The following is a 20,633-nucleotide window of genomic DNA, read 5'->3' as shown; positions in this document are numbered from 1 at the left end:
CGTGGGTGATAGCTCATGCGAAGTAGTCGGGAATTGCAGGTTCCTTATCCAACCCACACCGTGCTACAACTGGTCTACACCACTGAGTGGTCCAGACCGCGTGCGTTCTGCCGCGTTTCTCGAGTCGCCGCCTCCCCCCGTCAATGACCTGGGCGGCGCCTTGTCCAATGGAGGAAGTTGATGTCCACGGCAGACACCGCACCCGCGGTCACCAAGAAGAAGGGCGCCGGCGTGATGGCGGTCATGCAGCGCATCGGCCGCAGCCTCATGCTGCCGGTCGCGGTGCTGCCCGCGGCCGCGCTGCTGGTCCGGCTCGGTCACGACGACATGCTCGGCAGAAAGTCGTTCCCGGACTTCGTCACCAAGATCGCGAGCTTCATGGACGCGGGTGGCAACGCGATCTTCGCCAACTTGGCGCTGCTGTTCGCCGTCGGCATCGCGATCGGCTTCGCCAAGAAGTCGGACGGATCGACCGCCCTCGCAGCCGTCACCGGCTACCTCGTCTTCCAGAAGGTGCTCGCCACCTTCACGGACAGCAATCTTCCGAAGATCGCGACGGTGGTCGACGGCAAGATAGTCATGACGGACGCCCCCGTGGACGCAGGGGTCCTCGGCGGTGTGGTGATGGGCATCGTCGTCGCGCTGCTCTACCAGAAGTTCTACCGGACGAAGCTGCCGGCCTGGGCGGGCTTCTTCGGCGGCCGCCGCCTCGTTCCGATCCTCTCCGCCTTCGCGGGTCTGCTCATCGGCATCGTCTTCGGTTACATCTGGCCGGTGCTCGGCACCGTGCTGCACAACTTCGGTGAGTGGCTGGTCGGTTCCGGCGCGGTCGGAGCGGGCATCTTCGGTGTGGCCAACCGTGCGCTGATCCCGGTCGGCATGCACCACCTGCTGAACTCGTTCCCGTGGTTCCAGGCCGGTGACTACCACGGCAAGAGCGGCGACATCAACCGCTTCCTGGCCGGTGACCCGACGGCCGGACAGTTCATGACCGGCTTCTTCCCGATCATGATGTTCGCTCTCCCGGCGGCCTGCCTCGCGATCGTCCACTGTGCCCGTCCGGAGCGCCGCAAGGTCGTCGGCGGCATGATGTTCTCCCTCGCGCTCACCGCCTTCGTGACCGGCGTGACCGAGCCGATCGAGTTCACCTTCATGTTCATCGCACCGGCGCTGTACGCGATCCACGCGGTGCTCACCGGTGTCTCGATGGCCCTTACCTGGGGCCTCGGCATGAAGGACGGCTTCGGCTTCTCCGCAGGTGCGGTCGACTTCTTCCTGAACCTCGGCATCGCGAGCAAGCCATGGCTGCTGGTCCTGGTCGGCCTCTGCTTCGCGGTGGTCTACTACGTGGTCTTCCGCTTCGCGATCACCAAGTTCAACCTGCCCACTCCGGGCCGCGAGTCCGACGAGGAGCTTGCCGAGCTCCTCAAGGCCGAGGCGAAGTAGGCCTCACCGCGGGCCTCACCCCGGCGCACGACGAAGCCCTCACCTTCCCCCGCGGGAGGTGAGGGCTTCGTCGTGCGCCGGATGTGCGGGACGGCTAGATCTCGTAGACCGCGCCCGGTGCCGCCACCTCCACCGGCCCGCCGTAGAGCAGGCGGGCATCGGCCAGGTTGCGGTCGGCGTCGGTCCACGGCGGGATGTGGGTGAGGACGAGACGTCCCACTCCGGCGCGGGCGGCGATGTCGCCCGCCTCGCGGCCGTTGAGGTGGAGGTCCGGGATGTCCTCCTTGCCATGGACGAACGATGCTTCGCAGAGGAACAGGTCGGCACCCTCGGCGAGTTCGTCCAGGGCCTCGCAGGCACCCGTATCGCCGGAGTACGTGAGCGAGCGGCCGCCGTGCTCGATCCGGATGGCGTAGGAGTCGACGGGGTGGCAGACCTTCTCCGTACGGACCGAGAAGGGGCCGATCTCGAACGAGCCCGGCTTCAGCGTGTGGAAGTCGAAGACCTCGCTCATCGCCCGCTCGGACGGGGTGTCGGCGTGGGCGGTGGTCAGCCGCTGCTCGGTGCCGTCGGGACCGTAGACCGGGATCGGGGCGGGACGGCCGCCGTCGTGCCGGTAGTAGCGGACGACGAAGTACGCGCACATGTCGATGCAGTGATCGACATGGAGGTGGCTGAGGAAGATGGCGTCGAGGTCGTAGAGACCGACATGGCGCTGCAGCTCGCCGAGGGCGCCGTTGCCCATGTCGAGGAGCAGCCTGAAGCCGTCGGCCTCTACGAGGTAGCTCGAACATGCTGATCCCGCGGACGGGAACGAGCCGGAGCAGCCGACGACGGTGAGCTTCATGGAGCGTGAACCTCCGAGACGTGGGAACGGGGAGGGTTCGTGCGGTCTGTTGAGCGGTTTGTCGAGCGTAAAGCGCGAAACAGCCGGTCGCTCCTTCACGGCCGTCCGTTGTGGGGGAACTCACCTGCTCTGTCACCGGTTCGATGGAAGAGGAGGGGACGCCGGTACGGTCGGGACATGGACATGTCCTGGTGGTGGATCGCGCTTGCCGTTGTCGTCCTGCTCGCGCTCGTAGTGGCGGTCGCCGATGGGCGGGGGCGGGGCGGGCAACGGCCGCGGGGCCGCTCCGGCAGGTCGGTGGGTACGCGCTCCGGTTGGCGTCCGGGCGGGCGGACGCGTCCGCCGGCGGGGCCGGGGCGTGGGCCGGGGCCGGAGCGCAGGCTGCGGCCGGGTGAGATCTGGTGGGCCGAGGTGCCGTACGAGGACGGGCCCGGGGCGAAGGACCGGCCGTGCCTGGTGCTGTCGGTACGGGGTGACTCGGCGCTCGTTGCGAAGATCACCAGCAAGTGTCACGAGGAACGGCCCGGAGTGATCGCGCTGCCCGCAGGGACGGTGGGGGATGCGCGGGGGCGGGAGAGCTTCCTGGAGACGGATGAGTTGCGGGAGGTCGCCGTGCGGGGGTTCCGGCGGCGGGTGGGGGTGGTGGATCCGGAGGTGTGGGAGCGGGTGCGGGGGCTTGGGTGAGATGGGGGCCTCGCTGCGGGTGCGCGTGGCCTCGGGGCTCCTGCGGCGGGCCTGCCCCTACCCGCCCCGGGCCCCGCTCCTCGATCGCCGGACGGGCTGAATGTTCAGCTCGTCCGGCGATTCGGGACGGGCTACGCCCAGAGCTGGCCGTGCAGCGTTTCGATGGCCGCTTCTGTTGTCGGGGCCGTATAGACGCCCGTCGACAGGTACTTCCAGCCGCCGTCCGCGACGACGAAGACGATGTCGGCCGACTCCCCTGCCTTGACGGCCTTGTTTCCCACGCCGATCGCGGCGTGAAGCGCGGCGCCGGTGGAGACGCCCGCGAAGATGCCCTCCTGCTGGAGGAGTTCGCGGGTGCGGGTGACGGCGTCCGCGGAGCCGACGGAGAAGCGGGTGGTGAGGACGGAGGCGTCGTAGAGCTCGGGGACGAAGCCCTCGTCGAGGTTGCGGAGCCCGTAGACCAGGTCGTCGTAGCGCGGCTCAGCGGCGACGATCTTGATGTCGGGCTTGTGCTCGCGCAGGTAGCGGCCGACGCCCATGAGCGTGCCGGTGGTGCCGAGGCCCGCCACGAAGTGGGTGATGGACGGGAGGTCGGTGAGGATCTCCGGGCCGGTGGTGGCGTAGTGGGCGCCCGCGTTGTCCGGGTTGCCGTACTGGTAGAGCATGACCCAGTCGGGGTGCTCGGCGGCCAGCTCCTTGGCGACGCGCACGGCCGTGTTGGAGCCGCCCGCCGCCGGGGAGGAGATGATCTCTGCGCCCCACATGGCGAGCAGATCGCGCCGTTCCTGGGAGGTGTTCTCCGGCATGACGCACACGATGCGGTAGCCCTTGAGCTTGGCCGCCATGGCGAGCGAGATGCCGGTGTTGCCGCTGGTGGGTTCCAGGATGGTGCAGCCGGGGGTCAGCCGACCGTTCTTCTCGGCCTGTTCGACCATGTGGAGCGCGGGGCGGTCCTTGATCGAGCCGGTGGGGTTGCGGTCCTCCAGCTTGGCCCAGATGCGGACGTCGTCCGACGGTGACAGCCGCGGCAGGCGGACGAGCGGGGTGTTGCCCACCGCGGCGAGCGGGCTGTCGTACCGCATCAGTTCATGCCGCCGGCGACGGCCGGGAGGATGGTGACGCTGTCGCCGTCGCTGAGCTTGGTGGAGATGCCGTCGAGGAAGCGGACGTCCTCGTCGTTGAGGTAGACGTTCACGAAGCGGCGGAGTTCGTTGCCGTCGACGATGCGCTCACGGATGCCGTTGTGGCGGCTGTCCAGGTCCGTGAAGAGGTCGGCGAGGGTCTCCCCGTTGCCCTCGACCGCCTTGGCGCCGTCGGTGTAGGTGCGGAGGATGGTCGGGATGCGGACCTCGATGGCCATGGCGTGGGCTCCTGTCGAAAGCGGAGAGATGGCGTGGGGCGCGCGGCTCTGCCCCCGCGCAGGGGTTGGTGCATGACGAATGGGTGCTCGGGCCGCGAGCCCGGCTCAGGCCTCGCGGCCGGCGGGCAGGCGGCTCGTACAGATCGCACTGGAGAGCCTGCACAGGTCGACGTGCAGCCGCGCAACGAGCAGCATGCCCGGCGTCTTTTCGCTCACGTCATGGGGAACCATGCGGTCATCGTATCGATTCCCGGTCCGTGATCCGGAATGTGATCTCACCTGATGGATGGTCGGTGTTCGACAGGTGGACGGGACCGTGGTGGGCCCGGTCCCGTCCGGCCGGCGGAGTGCCGGGGTCGGGCGGTGCGAGGAGGTCAGGCGGCTTCGTACGCCTCGACGGCCTCGACGTCCTCCTCGGTGATCTCGCCGTCCACGATCCGGTAGGAGCGGAACTGGAAGGGGCCCGCGTCGTCGGTGTCCGCGGTGGAGACGAGCACGTAGTGGGCGCCGGGTTCGTTGGCGTACGTGACATCGGTGCGGGACGGGTAGGCCTCGGTCGCGGTGTGGGAGTGGTAGATGATCACCGGCTCCTCGTCGCGGTCGTCCATCTCTCGGTAGAGCTTGAGGAGGTCGCCCGAGTCGAACTCGTAGAAAGTGGGCGAGCGGGCGGCGTTGAGCATGGGGATGAACCGTTCGGCGCGGCCGGTTCCGGCCGGTCCCGCAACCACGCCGCACGCCTCGTCGGGGTGGTCGGCGCGGGAGTGCGCGACGATCTGGTCGTAGAGCGCCTGGGTGATGGTCAGCATGGCGCCAGGATAAGCAGAGGGCCCCCGCGTACCGAGGGATGGTACGCGGGGGCCCGCATGGTGGACGCGGCCGTTGGGGCAGCGGTCGTCCGGGATGGTTCGGGGTTCGTACGGAGTGGCCTCAGCTCTTCGCGAAGGCCTTGTTCTCGGGGTTGCGGGCCTTGAGCACCAGGTACGAGACGCCGAGGATGGCCGCCCAGAGCGGGGCGCAGTACAGCGAGATCCTGGCGTCCTTGTCGATGCCCATCATCACGATGACCATGGCGATGAAGGCCAGCGCGAAGACGCTGGTGAACGGGGCGCCGGGGGCCCGGAACGTGGACTGCGGGAGCACGCCGCGGTCCGCGAGGCCGCGGTAGCGGATCTGGCAGATGAGGATCATGATCCAGGCCCACATGCCGGAGATGGTGGCGAAGGAGACGACGTAGGTGAAGGCGTCGCCGGGCCACTGGTAGTTGATCCAGACGCCGACGAGCATCAGGGCGGCGGAGAAGGTGGTACCGATGAGCGGGGTGCCGCTCCTCGTCAGCTTGGTGAAGAACTTCGGGCCCTGGCCGTTGAGGGCGAGGTCGCGGAGCATGCGGCCGGTGGAGTACATGCCGGAGTTGCAGGAGGAGAGGGCCGCGGTCAGCACGACGAAGTTGACGATGCCGGCGCCGATGCCGAGGCCCATCTTCTGGAAGGCGGCGACGAACGGCGAGATGCCGGGCTGGAACTCGGTCCACGGGACCACGGAAAGGATCATGATGAGGGCGCCGACGTAGAAGACGGCGATGCGCCACGGCACGGTGTTGATGGCCTTGGGCAGGACGGTCTTCGGGTCCTTGGACTCGCCCGCGGTGACGCCGACGAGTTCCACGGCGAGGAAGGCGAACATCACGATCTGCAGGGTCAGCAAGGTGCCCTTGATGCCGTGCGGGAAGAAGCCGCCGTCGGCCCAGAGGTGGGTGACGGACGCGGTGTCTCCGGCGTCGGAGAAGCCGAGGGTGAGAATTCCGGCGCAGATGAGGATCATGCCGACGATGGCGGTCACCTTGACCATCGAGAACCAGAATTCGAGTTCCCCGAAGAGCTTTACGGAGATCAGGTTCACGCCGTACAGGATGATCGTGAAGATCAGCGCCGACACCCATTGAGGAATGTCGAACCAGAAGGTCATGTACTGGGCGGCCGCGGTGACTTCGGTGATTCCGGTGACGACCCAGAACAGCCAGTAGGTCCACCCGGTGACAAAGCCGGCGAAGGGACCGATGAATTCGCGGGCGTACTCCGAGAAGGAGCCCGACACCGGGCGGTACATGAGGAGTTCACCCAGGGCCCGCATGATGAAGAAGATCACCAGGCCCGCGATGGCATAGGCGAGGATGAGGCTGGGCCCGGCCTTGGCGATCGCCTTTCCCGCGCCGAGGAAGAGTCCGGTGCCGATGGCCCCGCCGATGGCGATCATCTGGATCTGACGGGCTCCGAGGGCTCGCTGGTACCCCTCGCCCGCCGGGCCGGTATCCGCGACCGCTGCGGCCTTGCGGCCGTCTTGTCCCTTGTCGACCTGCGCCGATGTCATGTGCTGCGCCTTTCTCCACGCCGATCCGCGCCGTTGAGGCTGCGGATCAGTTCCTGATCCCCCCGGATATGGATGGAGTGCCGCCGGCGGTCGCCGGCCTGTAGCGCCCTCGGGAACAGGGGTGGCGTCCCCGAGTGGTCGTGAAGATTTACCACGGTCACATGGGCGGATCGTCGGACATTATGTGGGGGACACCACAGGAAAAAGCGGACAAGGGTTTCCAGTCGCCACAAAAGCGACCGTTCAGGTGATGGGATCGTTATTCGAATTTGAGCGTTCGTTGAGCGAACGCGATGCGCGAGTGGCCGGGAAATCCGTAAACGAGTGGTCGGCCCAAGTCCGCAAGCGAGTGATCGGGAACTCCGCACGCGGGAACTACGGCATCAGGGTTTCCACGAGGGTTTCCTGGAGCGCGCCGAGCCAGAGATAGGCCATGACCATCGGCTTGCGCGGATCGCTGTCGGGAAGCCGGTAGAGCGAGCCGGCCTCGCCCTCGTCGTCGTCGGAGACCTCGAGGCGGGTGCCGATGGTGAGCCGGAGGTCATTGAGGGCACCGAGCCAGTTACGGCATTCGTCGCCGGTGAGTTCGAGTACCGCACTGCCGTCCCCGGCAATGGAGAGGGCATCCAGGGTGCGTACGACAGTGAGGGCGTCGTCGCGCTTACGGGTGCGCAGATCGTTCTCGGTGAAGCGGCGGAACTCGGCGGAAGCGGCGCGCAGTTCGCTGTCCTCGTCGCCGTACGCCTCGGGGAAGAGGCGGGCCAGGGCGGGGTCGGTGGGCGGTTCGCTGGGCCCCTCGGCGAAGAGAGCGGCGAGCGGGTCCTCGCCCTCGGCGGGTTCGTCGCCGGGGCCGATCAGTTCCAGCAGCTGGACGGCGAGGGAGCGCAGGATCGCGATCTCCACCTCGTCGAGCGCGACGGCCGCGCCGCCGCCGGGGGTGGCCTCGAAGTGGCCGGCCATGGGTTTTCTCCGATGGTGGGTCGGGCGGGGCAGAGGAGGATCGGTCTAGTTGCGGTCCTGCGTGAGGGTGGCCCACAGCCCGTAGCCGTGCATGGCCTGGACGTCGCGTTCCATCTCCTCACGGCTGCCGCTGGAGACGACGGCGCGGCCCTTGTGGTGGACGTCCAGCATCAGCTTGTGGGCCTTGTCCTTGGAGTAGCCGAAGTAGGCCTGGAAGACATAGGTCACATAGCTCATGAGGTTGACCGGGTCGTTGTGGACCAGTGTCACCCAGGGGACGTCGGGCTCGGGGACGACAAGACTCTCCTCGGCCGATTCGGGACGCTCGATCTCAGTGGGGGCGACGCTCACCCACCCCATGCTGCCACCCGGGAGGGGTCATCGCACAAACGACCCGAGATCTCGTCACTCTGACGAAATAGAGGTAGCATCCGGACCATGAACTCTGCGGACCTTGGGCGACGGGTCGGTGTGCCGTCGACCGCGCTTTTCACCGACCAGTACGAGCTCACGATGGTGCAGGCCGCACTGAAGGCCGGCACGGCCGACCGGCGCTCGGTCTTCGAGGCGTTCACCCGCCGCCTGCCGGAGGGGCGGCGCTACGGCGTGGTCGCAGGTATCGGGCGGGTGCTGGACGCGGTGGAGAACTTCCACTTCGACGACGAGATGCTCACCTTCCTGCGCGAACAGAACGTCGTCGACGGGCCCACCCTCGCCTGGCTGGCCGACTACCGCTTCCGCGGTGACATCTGGGGCTACCCCGAGGGCGAGGTGTACTTCCCCGGCTCGCCGATCCTGCGGGTCGAGGGCTCCTTCGCCGAGTGCGTGCTGCTGGAAACGGTGATCCTGTCGATCCTCAACCACGACTCGGCGATCGCCGCGGCGGCGTCGCGGATGTCCGCCGCGGCGGGCGGACGCGGGCTGATCGAGATGGGTGCACGACGCACCCATGAACTGTCGGCGGTGGCGTCGGCACGTGCCGCGTACATCGGCGGCTTCGACACCACATCCGACCTGGCCGCGGGCTTCCGCTACAACATCCCGACCGTCGGGACGAGCGCCCACGCCTTCATCCTGCTGCACGACACCGAGCGGGACGCGTTCCAGGCCCAGGTCGACTCGCTGGGCCGGGGCACGACGCTGCTGGTCGACACGTACGACGTCGCCGAGGCGGTCCGTACGGCGGTCGAGGTCGCAGGTACCGAGCTGGGTGCGGTACGGATCGACTCCGGGGACCTGCTGCTGGTCGCGCACCGGGTGCGGCAGCAGCTGGACGAGCTGGGCGCCACCAGGACGAAGATCGTGGTGACGTCGGATCTGGACGAGTACGCGATCGCGTCGCTGGCCGCGGCGCCGGTCGACGCCTACGGGGTGGGCACGCAGCTGGTGACCGGCAGCGGGCAGCCCACCTGCTCGATGGTCTACAAGCTGGTCGCCCGCGCCATATCCGCCGACCCTGCGGAGCCGCTGCGTCCGGTCGCCAAGAAGTCGCTCGGCGCGAAGACGTCCGTGGGCGGTCGCAAGTGGGCCGCGCGCCGACTGAACGAGAACGGGGTGGCCGAGGCCGAGGTGATCGGCACCGGTCCCGTACCGGCCGAGCTGGCCGACCGGCAGTTGCTGGCCGAGCTGGTCAGGGGTGGTGAGGTGATCGCTCGTGAGCCGTTGGACGCGGCGCGCGAGCGGCACATAGCGGCGCGGTCGGGGCTGCCGATGTCGGCGATGCAGTTGTCCCGCGGGGAGCCGGTGATTCCCACGGAGTACATGTGACGGGGCGGCGGGGCGGAGACCGCGGCGCCCGGTTACCGCTTCGCCCTCGATCTCCCCCATGGTCTGAAGCGCGTGGGAGGGGCCCCTTCGGCGGGCTTGATGACGTCCCCTCCCTAACGACCGACCGGCACATGGGGGGCGGCGTCGCGGGGCTGGGCACGCACTCCCCCAAGGCCTTAAGGGCCAGGGGGACCCCCTCCGGCGTTGTCGTCGGTCAACGACTCCCCCATGGCCTGAAAGGGCCCGAAAGGCATGGGGGGATCCCCTTCGCGTTGCTTCCCTCCTCCGCCTTGCAGCTGCACGCACCCAGCCCCGCTCCTTCTCCCACCCCCCATGTGCCGGTCGGTCCAAGCCGCTCCGGAGTCTCTAGGCTCGAATACGCCCCCCCCCATGACCGCCGACCGTCCCCCACCGAAGGACATCCGCCATGCACCGCGCCTTGATCGTCGTGGACGTTCAGAACGACTTCTGCGAGGGCGGCAGTCTCGCCGTGGCGGGGGGCTCCGATGTCGCCGCCGCCATCACCGACCTGATCGGCGAGGCCCAGCCCGGGTACCGCCATGTGGTGGCCACCCGTGACCACCATGTCGACCCGGGCAACCACTTCTCCGCGCAGCCGGACTACGAGCACACCTGGCCGGCACACTGTGTCGCCGGTACGGAGGGAGTGGGCTTCCACCCCAATTTCGCCCCTGCGGTCGCCTCGGGGGCGATCGACGCGGTGTTCGACAAGGGTGCCTATGCCGCGGCGTACAGCGGCTTCGAGGGCCTCGACGAGAACGGTGTGGGGCTGGCCGACTGGCTGCGGGACCGCGGGGTCACCGAGGTCGACGTGGTCGGCATCGCGACCGACCACTGCGTGCGGGCGACGGCGCTGGACGCGGTCCGGGCAGGCCTCACGACGCATGTGCTGCTCGATCTCACCGCGGGGGTCGCCGAGGAGACCACGGAGCGGGCGCTGGAGGAGCTCCGCCGGGCGGGCGTGAAGCTTTCCGGCAGGCCCGTCGTGGCGTAGTCGGGCGAGAGCCGCCGCGGCTCTCGCTGCTCCTCGCCGCTCTCACCCGCTCACGCCCGTCACCGACACCGGCGTCGGCGCCGACGCCACGCCTCAGGCCGGGCGGCGGTCCGGCACGGCCGGGCGGAGCAGCGCCCGGATCGGGTGCCAGAGCTCCTGGGCCTGCTCCGGTCTTGCTCGCCAGAGCAGCCCGTCCGGGTGGTGCAGCACGGCGGTGATCTCGTCCGGGGTGGGCGGCTCGGCGTTGCCGCGGAGGTAGACGGCGCGCAGGCCCAGATTGCGCAGCCGGGTCAGCGCGCGGGCCCGGTTGGCGGCGTGCACCAGGACCCGGACCGGCGTGCCCGGACCCGTTCCGTCCGTCGGACCGGTCAGGGTGATCGCCACCACCACACTGCCGTTCGGCAACTTGCTGAACCCTCCGCCTGCCATGCTCCGCACTCCCCCGTGAGACGTCATGTCAATAAGGATCTGAACAAGACGCACCTAAACACGATCGGCCGCCGCCCGCTAGAGGGCGACGGCCGATCAAGCTCTGACCTGCGGTGATGCGGGATTACTTGTGCGAGGCCCCGACCTTGACGATCATCGTCGAGCCGTCGCGCGGCTCGCTGACGATCGTGATCCGGGTGTTCGTGTCAGTGACCTGAACACTTCCGGTCTTGTTCTCGCTGTACCAGTAGGTTCCCTTGTGGTCGTCGAAGACCGGGATGCCGAGCTGCGGCTTGATCTTCACCGCCACGTCGGCGTTGTGCAGCGTGAAGCCGTCGGTCGCCTGCCGGCTGAAGGGCGCGTCGAAGGGCTGGATCTTGTTGCGGATGACCGTGCCGTCCGCCCACTTCAGCGGCTTGGCGTGCGCGTCGATCGGCAGGATCAGGCCCTTGCCCGGGTGGGTGGAGACGTTGTTGTCCTTCTGGGAGGTGTCCCACTGCCAGATGAGCAGACCGTTCTGGTACGGGTAGTGCTCGACCCAGTCCGGACGGGTCTTGGAGAAGCCGAAGTTGTACGGGCCGACCTTGAGGGTCTGGTCGTAGCTGACGTACTGGCGGTTCTCCGCGATGTAGTACTGCGGGTAGTCCTTGGTGAACGACTCGCCGACGCGGGAGAAGCCCTTGGCGGTCCAGCCGTTGTCGTCGCCCTCGGCGTTGTCCGTGAAGAGCGCGGAACCGTCGGCGTTGACCGAGATGGTGTCGGCGGCGAAGCCGACGCCGCCCGCGCCGCCGTCGGTGGCGTAACGGAAGCGGATGTCGATCTTCTTGCCCGCGTAGGCATCCAGCGGGTAGGAGAGGGTCTGGTACTTGCCGGAGACGCCGGTCAGGGCCGGCTTGTCACTGGCGTCGCGCGGGATCGCCTTGCCGTCAGCCGTGCCGTCGATCGCGGTCCAGCTGGTGCCGCCGTTGTCCGACACCTCGGTGTAGAGGTAGTCGTAGTCCTTCTCGATGTCCCAGAAGCCCGCGAGGTCCAGGGAGGCCTTGGACCTGCCGGTGAGGTCGACCGAACGGGAGAGGGTGTTGTTCAGGTTGTCGCCCCTGTCGCTCCACCACTGCTTGGAGCCCTCGGCGGGCTTCGTGACAGGGGTGGTGACGGGCTTGTCGGGCAGCTTGACGAGGAGCGCCTGCTTGTCCTTGGTGTTGTACTCGGACACGCCCAGCTTGTGGGTGGAGTTCGTCGCGGCCTTGGCCTCGGCGTAGTTCAGCCAGCCCAGCTTGAGCTTGTCCCAGGCGGTCATGTCGCCCGGCAGGTCACCGATCTGGTTCTTGCCGGTGCCCAGCCAGGAGCCGGCCGACATCAGGGACCAGAAACCGACCGAGTTCTCGGCGGTGTTGGTGGTGTCGTAGAGGTCCGGCAGACCGAGGTCGTGGCCGTACTCGTGGGCGAAGACGCCCAGGCCGCCGTTCTCGGGCTGCGCGGTGTAGTCGCCGACCCAGATGCCGGTGTCACCGATCTCGGTGCCGCCTGCCTTGTTGTCGGCCGGGCCGGTCGCACCGGCGTCGGTGCCGTACGCGTACCAGCGGTGTGCCCAGATGGCGTTCTTGCCCTCGACGCCGCCGCCCGCGGACTCGTCCTCACCGGCGTGGACGATCTGGAAGTGGTCGATGTAGCCGTCGGGCTCGTTGAAGTTGCCGTCGTTGTCGTAGTCGTAACGGTCCCACTGGTCGTACTGCGCGAGATCCGTCTTGATCTGCTCGGGGGTACGGCCCTTGGCCTTCTGGTCGGCGGCCCAGGCGTTCACGCCGTCCTTGACCATGTCCCAGGCGTTGGCGCAGTTGGTCGCGCCGCAGAAGTTGGACCCGTAACGGGCCTCGTTGTACGGCACCTTGACCCAGTCGGAGACCTCGCCGTCGACCGAGTAGCGTCCGGAGGACGTCTTCTCGTAGTACGTCTTCAGCGAGTTCTTGCCGGCGCCCTTACCGAAGTAGAGGTCCTGGAAGTGCGCCTGGTTGTAGTCGGCCTGCCAGGCGGTGCTGTTGTCCTTCTTGGGGTCCGGCTTGGCTATCTTGTTGTGCGCCGGGCCGGGCGTGCCGCCGTACTTCGGAACGGCCGGCTCGGGGCCGTCGCCGTCCGGGTCGAACATGGTCGTGTTGTCGACCTTGTCGCCGAACTCCACCAGAACCGTGAAGATCTTGTCGGTCTTCTCGCGGCCGAGCTCGACGTACTTCTTGTCGTCGAGCTTGACGACCTTGGAGCCGCCCCGCGTCGTCACCTTCTTGTCGCCCGCCATGACCTGCTCCAGGGCGGCCTGACGCTGGGCGTCCTGCTGCTTGCTGAAGGGGCCCTGCAGGTTGTGCGCGTTGCCCTTGGCGGACCCCGGGTCGCGGCGGTCGGCTACCGGCGCCTTCGCCCCCGATGTGTGTTCATCCGCCTGGGCAGTGGCGAAAGCCGACGCCGTGGCGGCAGTGGCGGCCATGGCCACGACAACCGCTGCGGCGCGAAGCGCCCGTCTATGAGTGGTCACTTGATGCAGTCCTCCCCGGCGTTCGCGGCTGCGGCCTGGGGTGGTGTAAAGGGGCCGCGCGCGGATACGCGTCACAAGTGACGACATTCGACCGGAGTTACGCGAGAAAAGACAGACCTTGACTTGAACAGGCCAAGTGCACTATGCAGGAGCACATTTCCGTTATCCGGACGTTCACCATGCAGGCAACCAGCGCGTCAGGGCCAGCGGTTGGGGACCGGAATGACTCCGTGCGCCCCCCGTGCACCGGTACCGCGGGTTAGGTGATGCTTACTACCGGTTCCTCACGGGCATCCACCGTCGTAGAGTCGCTCGACAGTGCGACCGTGTTGAGAGACTGCCCATCCGATGCCCCGAGGACGGATACCGACATGCCGCGTATCACTGCCGCACAGCTTTCCTACGGTTCGGTCACCGTCGTCTTCTCGACCCTCGCCATGCTGCTGCTCTCCCGTACGGGTTCGGGCCTCGGCATCGCCGTCATCGGGACCGCGGCGCTTGCGCTCGGCCTGCTGGTGGCCGTGACCGTACCCCACCCGTCCCGGGCGAAAACAGCGAAGCCGGCGAAGGCCGGGGCCGCAGTTCGTACGGACCAGGATGCGGTCTCCGCCGCCGTCGAGGCCGAAGGCCTCGCCCGCGACGGAGTCCAGGCCTCGATCCCGGCGGCCCGCACGGCCGAGCAGCGCGCCACGGCGCGTGTGGACGAGCTGCTGGGCGAGCATTCCCTGCGGCGCTGACGCATACGGCCTCGGTCTCCGTACAGGATCGAAAACCGAGTCTGTACGGAGACCGAGGCCGTATGGCGCAGGAAGGGCCCAGAGAGCGCCCCGTACCTTCTAGTGGGTCTGGACGACCACCGTCTTCGCCGCCTTGTCGTGGAGGCCCTGCCGGTACGGCTTGTCCGTGAACATGAGCACGATGTTGATCAGCCACCACAGGCACGGGCAGCACAGCAGCGCCGGCAGCCACAGCACCACGGCCCGCAGGAACGACGCACCGGTGTCCGGCACCCGGCCGTCGTTGAGCATCGCGATCCGAAGCTTCAACAGCCGCTTGCCGATGGTCCGGCCGTCCTTGTGTGTGAAGTACGTGTCGTACCCGACGTAGATCACCAGACCGATCAGCGACCAGAGCAGCTGGTGCCCGCTGTACGTCTGGCTGAAGACATCGCTGACGTTGCTGTTGCTGCTGGTGTTGTCGTTCATCGCGACCGCGCCGCCCCACGGCAACGAGATCAGATACAGCGGGATCGAGATGATCAGGAAGTCGATCAGCCGGGCCAGAATCCGCTTGCCGGGCTCGCCGAGCGGCGGCATACCGGCCAGCGGATCCACGCCACCGTACGGGCCACCGCCGCCGTAGGGACCGGAATCGTACGGCGGCGGCGGAGGAGGAGGAGGCGGCGGCGGAGCGCTGTCGTAGGGCGAACCCGACGACGGCCCCTGCGGCCCCTGCGGCTCCCGCGGCCCCTGCGGTTCCTGCGGCTTCTTGAGGAACGGGTCGTCCTCGGGCGGCTGACCGGACGTCGGCTGATCGTTGCTCATGGGGGCAGTGCACCCCGGCCCACGGGCGCCCGCAACGGCTCAGGTGCGTTCGGGGGAACGGCACGTCCCCCGAAGGCCCCTCCCCCGATGAGCCGTCAGCCGGAGGAGTGGGCTCCGCGGACCCTCGCGCGGAATCAGCCCGCCACGAAGGTGTGCGCCGCCTTGTCGTGCCAGCACTGGCGCCACGGCCGGTCGAACAGACACCAGAGCACATTGGCCACTCCGACGACCAGGACGCCCAGCACGCCGTAGACGAGCCAGCGGCGCAGCGCGGGGCCGAAGGACGGGGCCTCGTGGGACTCGATGTCCCGCACTTCGAGTCCGCAGAGCTTCTTGCCGAGCGTACGGCCCCACTTGGCGGTCGGCAGCGCCTCCAGCAGGACGCCGAGCACGAGGAAAGCGCCGAGCACCCCACCGAACAGACCTGCCGTGGTGGAGTCCACCAGCCAGACGGTGACCGTCTCACCGGACAGCTTCGCCGCGCTGATCTTCTCGTCGATGTGGTCCATCGCCCGCGAGACGAGCGGGAAGCCGATCGCGCCGACGAGCGCCGCCAGCACCATCGTGTCGATAAGCCGGGCGGCGAACCTCCTGCCGAGTCCAGCGGGCCTGGCCGATGCCTGGGCCTGCGCGAGCTGCTGGAAGGGGTCGTTGACCGGAGGCTTCCAGGGCACGACGGGCTGGTCCGGCTGTCCACCGTGCGCACCGGGCTGCAAGTGAGGCTGCTGCCCCTGGAGCGGGAGGTGGGGTTGGTGTTGCTGGGGCTGCGGGCGGGCCGCCTGGTCGGGCTGGGCGAGTTGGTGGACCTGCTGCGCCCAGGAGGCGGCACCGCCGCCGGGGCCCGGGGTGAGAGGACTGTTGAGCTCGGCGGGGGCCGGGGCGGTGGTCCGTGCCGGGGCGGGGGCCTGGTTCTGAGCCGGGGCGGGGGCCTGCGCCGGGGCCTGTGCGGGGGGCTGCGCGCCGGTCCCGGGGTCGATCGCGCGGATCGCCATCGTCCCGTCCGCAGGCTCCTGTTCCGTCGTCCGGGGAGCAGGCGGGCGGCCGCCCCGGCCCACGGCGCGGATCGCGACCGTGTTCTCGGGAGCCTGGCCCCTTCCGTCACGCATGCCCGGCAGCGCACCGCCCGTCGGATCCGGGGAGGCCGGCCGGCGCGGGTCTGCGGGAGCACGGTCGACGGGCTCCAGAACCGCGGGGGCCCGGTCGACGGGCTCCCAAACCGCGGGGGCGCGGTCGAAGGGCTCACGGACCGCCGGGGCGCGGTTGACGGGCTCCCGAACCGCGGGAGCACGGTCGACGGGCTCCCGGACCGCCGGGGCCCGGTCCGCAGAGGTACGTGGATCCCGGCCGAACTCCGGTCCCGAGCCGGACCCCGCCCCGGACTCCGGCCCCGACGACGGCCGGCTCTGCTCGCCCTGCCGGCTCTGCTCGCCCTGCCGGCCCGGCTCGCCCTGCCGGCCCGGCTCGCCCTGCCCGCCGGGCTGCCCGGCGCCGCCCCAGGAGACCCGCCGGTCGCGTTCGCCGCCGAAGCCGGTCTGCCGGGAGGCGTCGGCCTGCCAGGCGGTGGCCGGTTCGGGGCGGTTGTCCGCGTACGGCTCCTCGTCGAGGAAGACCGGACCGGTCTCGTCCACCGGCGCGGGCGCCGGGGCCGGGGGCTGCGGCTGCGGTTCGGCCGCCGCGCCGGACGACGTTGCGGGCATCGGCTCGCCCTGCTGAGGGGAGGGCCGGCTCGTGCCGGGCACCCACGAAGCGCCGTTCCAGTACCGGACATATCCGGGAATGGACGGGTCGGGGTAATACCCCTCGCGGGGGCTTTCGTCACCGGGTGCCGGGGTTGGGGCGCTCATCACCGTGGTCCCGTATCTCTTCGAGGCCTCAATACAACGGGTCCACATCTATCAGACGACCGCGTACCCCTGGGCCAGTCCAGGGGTTTGGGCCACTTTCCGGTCACGCAGAAATTTTTTCCGGAAGTCGCGTAATAGATGGCGGGGAGGGCGCTCTCTCCCTGTGCGGACCGGTCGCGGGACCGGCCCACAGGTACCGAAAGGACGCACTCATGGACACCGTCGTGGAGCGCGAGCTGGAGCTCAAGCTGGTTCTGTCGCCCGAACGCAGCATCCCCGTCCCTGCCCGGCTGACGTACCGCACGGAGGACCCGTACGCCGTACACGTCGCCTTTCACATCGGCTCCGACTTCCCCGTCCACTGGACGTTCGCCCGCGATCTGCTGGTCGAGGGCGTGTTCCGGCCGTGCGGCCAGGGGGACGTACGGATCTGGCCCACCAAGGTCGACCGGCGCAACGTCATCTTCGTGGCCCTGACCTCGCCCGACGGCGACGCCCTTCTGGAGGTGCCGTCCGTCGTGGTGGCCGCCTGGGTGGAGCGGACTCTGCGGCTGGTTCCGCCGGGTACGGAGACCGAGCGGCTCGGCATCGACGAGGCTCTCGCCGAGCTGCTCGCGCCGCTGCCGGCCGACGACCTGTGGCTGAGCGACCCGTGGGCGTCGGACGAGTGGCAGGACGGCGACGCGTGAGCGGGCGCGGTCCTGGCCGGCCGTCAGAACACCTTGCCCGGATTGAGCAGCCCGAGCGGGTCGAACGCCTGCTTGATACCCCGGTGCAGTTCGACACTCACCTCGCCGAGTTCGCGCGCGAGCCATTCCTTCTTCAGGACACCGACGCCGTGTTCACCGGTGATCGTGCCGCCGAGTTCCAGACCGAGCGCCATGATCTCGTCGAAGGATTCCCGGGCCCGCCGGGACTCGTCGGCGTCGGTGTGGTCGAAGCAGACGACGGGGTGGGTGTTGCCGTCGCCCGCGTGCGCGCAGACGCCGATGGTGAGGTCGTACTTCTCGGCGACGGCGGCAGTGCCTTCGAGCATCGCGCCGAGCTTCGAGCGCGGTACGCAGACGTCGTCGATCATCGTGGCCGGCTTGACCGTCTCCAGTGCGGTGAGCGACATCCGCCGGGCCTGGAGCAGCATTTCGGACTCGGCGGCGTCCTCCGCGGGGACCACCTCGGTGGCGCCCGCCGCGGTGCACAGCTCGGCGACGGCGGCCAGGTCGGCCGACGGGTCCGGGGTGTCGAAGGCGGCGAGCAGGAGCGCCTCGGTGGTGTCGGGGAGGCCCATGTTGGCCATCCTGTTGACGGCATGGACTGTTGTACGGTCCATCAGTTCGAGGAGTGACGGGGTGTGACCACGCTCCATGATCCGGCAGATCGCCTCGCAGGCGGTGGCCGCGCTCGGGAACTCGGCGGCCAGGACCAATTGCTGCGGCGGCTGGGGCTTCAGCGCGAGCACGGCCTTGACGACGATGCCGAGGCTGCCCTCCGAGCCGACGAAGAGCCGGGTGAGGTCGTATCCGGCGACGCCCTTCGCGGTACGGCGGCCGGTGGTGAGCAGCCGCCCGTCGGCGAGGACGACCTCCAGGCCGAGTACGTATTCGGCGGTGACCCCGTACTTCACGCAGCACAGACCGCCGGACGCGGTGCCGATGTTGCCGCCGATGGTGCACATCTCCCAGCTGGAGGGATCCGGGGGGTAGCAGAGACCGTGCTCGTTGACCGCCCGGGACAGCACCGCGTTGATGACGCCCGGTTCGACGACGGCGATCCGGTCGACGGGGCTGATCTCCAGGATCCGGTCCATCTTCACCAGGGACAGCACGATGCAGTCGTCGGAGGCGTTGGCCGCGCCCGACAGACCGGTACGGGCTCCCTGCGGGACGACCGGGACGCGCAGGGCCGTGGCTGTGCGCATGACGTGCTGGACCTGCTCGACCGTGCGCGGGAGCACGACGACGGCCGGCGTTCCCGCATCGCAGAAGCTCGCCATGTCGTGGGCGTAGGAGGCGATGACGTCCGGATCGGTGATCAGGGCCTCGGCGGGCAGACCCGCACGCAGTTGTTCGAGAAGACCGTTCATGATCCAAGCGTGGCACTCGGGCCCATTGGTGTGAACCCGTCTGCCGCAGCCTTCGCAAGGCGCGGTGTGCTCTTCGTACTGACGCAGAGTGATCGGCATGGATGTCACGCCGCAGCAGCCTCCGGAGTCCCCCGATTCGACCGAGCCTCCCCTTGAACCTCCCGGAACCGGCCCCGCACCGCCGGACCCGGCGTCGCCGGACCCGTCCCCGGCCGAGCTGCCGCCCCTCTCGCTGCGTACGACGCTGCGCCGGGCGGCCATGGGTGCGGTGGCGGCTGCGGTACTGGTGACGGGTGCGGTGGTGGCCGTGCCGGACGACGAGAAGAAGTCCGCGCCGCCGCCCGCGCCCGGTCCGGTTTCGCGAGCCCTGAAGGCCAGGGACATGGGCTCCCCCGCCTCGCTCTCCGATCTGACGGCGCTGATCGGGGACCGGCAGCAGTGGGTGGGCACGCATCCGTCCGACGCGCCGTCGTGGGCGTTGCTCGGTACGGCCTATGTGGAGTGGGGGCAGCGTTCCGCGGACCCGGCGTACTACGTCCGTGCCGAACAGGCGCTGAAGCGTTCGCTGGACGTCCAGCCGGGTGAGAACGGGAACACGGCGGCCTGGGTGGGGCTCGCGACGCTCGCCAATGCCCGGCACGACTTCGTCACGGCGAAGAAGTGGGGCGAGACGGTACGGGCACGGCAGCCGAAGCAGTGGAACGTGTATCCGGCCCTGATCGACGCGTACAACGGCCTCGGTGACTACAAGTCCGCGAACGCGGCGGTGGAGAAGTTCACGGCGCTGCACTCCGGCGCCCCGGCTCTCATCCGGACGGCGCAGAAGTACCGGGACCTCGGCCGGCGCGAGGTCGCGCAGGCCGACGCGCAGGCCGCGGCGGACCGGGCCACCACACCTGCGCAGAAGGCGGAATGCCTGTATCTGCTGGGCGAACTGGCCTGGGAGCGGGGCCAGCCCGACAAGGCAGTGGCGCAGTACAGCGCGGCACTGTGGACCGACCGTGCCCATCCGTCGCTCGCGGGCCGGGCCAGGGCACTGGTGGCGCTCGGCCGTACGGACGAGGCCGAGCGCGACTACAAGGAGGCGCTGGCCAACCTCCCCAGGCCCGAATACATGCTGGAGCTGGGCGAGTTGTACGAGTCGCTGGGCCGGGACGAAGACGCCCGGAGCCAGTACGCACAGCTCGGCGAGGCTCTCGCGCGTGACGACGGCGAGGGCGTGGACAACGCAACTCTGCGCGGCCGTTTCGAGACCGATCACGGGGATCCGGCCGCGGCGGTGAAGCTGCTGAAGGCGGAGTGGGACCGGTCGCACCGCAGCGCGGCGGTGGCGGACGCGCTGGGCTGGGCGCTGCACCGCTCCGGCGACTCGTCCTCCGCGCTGCAGTACGCGACGCGGGCGGTCGGCACGGATGGGCGGAACGCCTCTTACATGGCCCACCTGGGCGCGATCCAGCAGGCGTTGAAGGACTACGGTCCGGCGCGTCGCAATCTGGCGGAGGCGCTGCTCATCAACCCGCACTTCTCGCCGCTGGAAGGTCCGGCGGCCCAGAAGGCCCTGGACGCCCTGGGCGGCTCTCCGGCGGGCGGCCCTCCGGCGGGCGGCCCGCAGGGCCTGGCGCCCGCGAAGCCGCAGCCCGCTTCACCGGCGCCGGGGCGCCGCTGACGGCGGGCGACGGGTTCAGTTGCCGGTGGACCCGCGAGGCGCGGGCCCTCCGGCGACTTCCATGACCTCGGCGCAACCGCCACTGTTATGGACCGATACC

General features: G+C 69.2%; 20 protein-coding genes. 7 read left to right on the top strand and 13 right to left on the bottom strand.

The window, feature by feature from the left end:
• Positions 1-180 precede the first annotated feature (180 nt).
• On the top strand, positions 181-1,446 hold the full coding sequence (locus ACIPEK_RS00455) for a PTS transporter subunit EIIC (RefSeq protein WP_327274982.1): 1,266 nt from the start codon (positions 181-183) through the stop codon (positions 1,444-1,446).
• A gap of 94 nt (positions 1,447-1,540) precedes the next feature.
• Here ACIPEK_RS00455 and ACIPEK_RS00450 read toward each other — a convergent pair whose 3' ends face one another.
• Positions 1,541-2,293 (bottom strand): MBL fold metallo-hydrolase, encoded by a 753-nt coding sequence (locus tag ACIPEK_RS00450; protein WP_383071849.1) that lies wholly within the window; start codon positions 2,291-2,293, stop codon positions 1,541-1,543.
• Between the two features lie 177 nt (positions 2,294-2,470).
• Between ACIPEK_RS00450 and ACIPEK_RS00445 the strand changes: the two genes are divergently transcribed.
• Entirely contained in the window at positions 2,471-2,977 is a 507-nt protein-coding gene (locus ACIPEK_RS00445; RefSeq protein WP_401989434.1) for a type II toxin-antitoxin system PemK/MazF family toxin, read from the top strand.
• Positions 2,978-3,108: 131 nt separating this feature from the next.
• Here the strand turns inward: ACIPEK_RS00445 and ACIPEK_RS00440 are convergent, their stop codons facing one another.
• The 7 genes from ACIPEK_RS00440 to clpS all read right to left on the bottom strand — a co-directional run bounded on the left by ACIPEK_RS00440 (position 3,109) and on the right by clpS (position 8,024).
• The gene (locus tag ACIPEK_RS00440; protein ID WP_401989433.1) at positions 3,109-4,059 is read right to left on the bottom strand and encodes a PLP-dependent cysteine synthase family protein; all 951 of its coding nucleotides are present in this window, start codon (positions 4,057-4,059) and stop codon (positions 3,109-3,111) included.
• Positions 4,059-4,337, bottom strand: a complete 279-nt coding sequence (locus ACIPEK_RS00435) for a MoaD/ThiS family protein (protein ID WP_383977375.1) — start codon at positions 4,335-4,337, stop codon at positions 4,059-4,061. The genes ACIPEK_RS00440 and ACIPEK_RS00435 overlap by 1 nt, the downstream gene beginning before the upstream one ends.
• 105 nt (positions 4,338-4,442) lie before the next feature.
• Positions 4,443-4,568, bottom strand: coding sequence for a putative leader peptide (locus tag ACIPEK_RS00430; RefSeq protein WP_383071845.1), 126 nt, complete (start codon positions 4,566-4,568; stop codon positions 4,443-4,445).
• 143 nt (positions 4,569-4,711) lie between these two features.
• Positions 4,712-5,143 carry a Mov34/MPN/PAD-1 family protein gene (locus ACIPEK_RS00425; protein WP_401989432.1) on the bottom strand — a complete coding sequence of 144 codons (432 nt, stop codon included), beginning with the start codon at positions 5,141-5,143 and terminating at the stop codon, positions 4,712-4,714.
• A gap of 121 nt (positions 5,144-5,264) precedes the next feature.
• Complete coding sequence (locus tag ACIPEK_RS00420; protein ID WP_401989431.1) at positions 5,265-6,704, bottom strand: amino acid permease; 1,440 nt, start codon at positions 6,702-6,704, stop codon at positions 5,265-5,267.
• A 375-nt stretch (positions 6,705-7,079) separates the two neighbouring features.
• Positions 7,080-7,664 (bottom strand): DUF2017 domain-containing protein, encoded by a 585-nt coding sequence (locus ACIPEK_RS00415; protein ID WP_401989430.1) that lies wholly within the window; start codon positions 7,662-7,664, stop codon positions 7,080-7,082.
• Between the two features lie 45 nt (positions 7,665-7,709).
• Positions 7,710-8,024, bottom strand: a complete 315-nt coding sequence (gene clpS / locus ACIPEK_RS00410) for an ATP-dependent Clp protease adapter ClpS (RefSeq protein ID WP_093900291.1) — start codon at positions 8,022-8,024, stop codon at positions 7,710-7,712.
• Between the two features lie 78 nt (positions 8,025-8,102).
• On the opposite strand from clpS, the gene ACIPEK_RS00405 reads away from it, so the two are divergent.
• Positions 8,103-9,431, top strand: coding sequence for a nicotinate phosphoribosyltransferase (locus ACIPEK_RS00405; protein ID WP_401989429.1), 1,329 nt, complete (start codon positions 8,103-8,105; stop codon positions 9,429-9,431).
• A 427-nt stretch (positions 9,432-9,858) separates the two neighbouring features.
• Positions 9,859-10,446, top strand: a complete 588-nt coding sequence (locus ACIPEK_RS00400) for an isochorismatase family protein (protein ID WP_383071841.1) — start codon at positions 9,859-9,861, stop codon at positions 10,444-10,446.
• 93 nt (positions 10,447-10,539) lie between these two features.
• On the opposite strand, the gene ACIPEK_RS00395 is transcribed toward ACIPEK_RS00400, so the two are convergent.
• Both ACIPEK_RS00395 and ACIPEK_RS00390 read right to left on the bottom strand, forming a co-directional pair.
• Positions 10,540-10,875 (bottom strand): hypothetical protein, encoded by a 336-nt coding sequence (locus tag ACIPEK_RS00395; RefSeq protein WP_401989428.1) that lies wholly within the window; start codon positions 10,873-10,875, stop codon positions 10,540-10,542.
• Between the two features lie 124 nt (positions 10,876-10,999).
• The gene (locus ACIPEK_RS00390; RefSeq protein ID WP_401989427.1) at positions 11,000-13,399 is read right to left on the bottom strand and encodes an immune inhibitor A domain-containing protein; all 2,400 of its coding nucleotides are present in this window, start codon (positions 13,397-13,399) and stop codon (positions 11,000-11,002) included.
• 371 nt (positions 13,400-13,770) lie between these two features.
• Between ACIPEK_RS00390 and ACIPEK_RS00385 the strand changes: the two genes are divergently transcribed.
• Positions 13,771-14,136, top strand: a complete 366-nt coding sequence (locus tag ACIPEK_RS00385) for a hypothetical protein (RefSeq protein WP_401989426.1) — start codon at positions 13,771-13,773, stop codon at positions 14,134-14,136.
• Positions 14,137-14,235: 99 nt separating this feature from the next.
• On the opposite strand, the gene ACIPEK_RS00380 is transcribed toward ACIPEK_RS00385, so the two are convergent.
• Both ACIPEK_RS00380 and ACIPEK_RS00375 read right to left on the bottom strand, forming a co-directional pair.
• The gene (locus tag ACIPEK_RS00380) at positions 14,236-14,943 is read right to left on the bottom strand and encodes an RDD family protein (protein ID WP_401989425.1); all 708 of its coding nucleotides are present in this window, start codon (positions 14,941-14,943) and stop codon (positions 14,236-14,238) included.
• Positions 14,944-15,077: 134 nt separating this feature from the next.
• A complete protein-coding gene (locus ACIPEK_RS00375) occupies positions 15,078-16,787 on the bottom strand; it encodes an RDD family protein (protein ID WP_401989424.1) in 1,710 nt (569 codons plus the stop codon).
• Positions 16,788-16,999: 212 nt separating this feature from the next.
• Here ACIPEK_RS00375 and ACIPEK_RS00370 point away from each other — a divergent pair, with 212 nt between their 5' ends.
• Entirely contained in the window at positions 17,000-17,476 is a 477-nt protein-coding gene (locus ACIPEK_RS00370) for an SsgA family sporulation/cell division regulator (protein WP_401989423.1), read from the top strand.
• A 23-nt stretch (positions 17,477-17,499) separates the two neighbouring features.
• Here ACIPEK_RS00370 and ACIPEK_RS00365 read toward each other — a convergent pair whose 3' ends face one another.
• The gene (locus ACIPEK_RS00365) at positions 17,500-18,867 is read right to left on the bottom strand and encodes an FAD-binding oxidoreductase (protein ID WP_401989422.1); all 1,368 of its coding nucleotides are present in this window, start codon (positions 18,865-18,867) and stop codon (positions 17,500-17,502) included.
• A gap of 97 nt (positions 18,868-18,964) precedes the next feature.
• Between ACIPEK_RS00365 and ACIPEK_RS00360 the strand changes: the two genes are divergently transcribed.
• Positions 18,965-20,533, top strand: coding sequence for a tetratricopeptide repeat protein (locus ACIPEK_RS00360; protein ID WP_401989421.1), 1,569 nt, complete (start codon positions 18,965-18,967; stop codon positions 20,531-20,533).
• Positions 20,534-20,633: the final 100 nt, after the last annotated feature.

This window comes from Streptomyces sp. NPDC088246, assembly GCF_044741025.1.
In the GTDB taxonomy this organism is placed as follows: domain Bacteria; phylum Actinomycetota; class Actinomycetes; order Streptomycetales; family Streptomycetaceae; genus Streptomyces.
This window is presented reverse-complemented; position numbering and strand designations above follow the sequence as displayed.